This window comes from Pseudomonas sp. SB113, assembly GCF_040754745.1.
GTDB classification, from domain to species: domain Bacteria; phylum Pseudomonadota; class Gammaproteobacteria; order Pseudomonadales; family Pseudomonadaceae; genus Aquipseudomonas; species Aquipseudomonas grimontii.
The window spans coordinates 1-417 of sequence record NZ_JBFMHW010000224.1 but is presented as its reverse complement, the minus strand read 5'-3'; the positions used below and the strand labels follow the sequence as shown (position 1 = coordinate 417).

The 417-nt window shown below is 57.6% G+C and carries 1 pseudogene; it reads right to left on the bottom strand.

The window, feature by feature from the left end:
* Window positions 1–181: pseudogene (locus AB1462_RS32280) on the bottom strand (hypothetical protein); the annotation flags it as partial.
* Window positions 182–417 lie beyond the last annotated feature (236 nt).

Below are 417 nucleotides of genomic sequence, written 5' to 3'. Positions count from 1 at the left end.
AGATAGGCTGATCGAAACCATGCAGCTTGGAGAAAGCAGCGCGGGCCTCCTGCGTCGAGTCGGGCGGCAGGAACAGATAGGACGGATCGCCTGTCAGCCTGGTGAGGAAAAACACCAGAGCCAGCAGTCCGATGACGGCGATAATACTGTGCGACGCACGTCGCCCGATATAACTCAGCATGAAGATGACCCTTCGATCTCGATCGACGGCGACAGATGGAAACGCGCGGGCGGCATTCGCCCGCGCGCCAAGTCGTTCATTTCTTCAGGCGGATATTCGCCAGCGGTATTTCGCTGTTGGTTGTGATGTCGGGCTGCCAGTCCAGACGCTTGCCGACGCGGGTGTAGCCGATCATGTGGAACATCGGGATGTCGGCAACGACATCATTGTGCATCTGATTGAAGATCGCCTTGAAC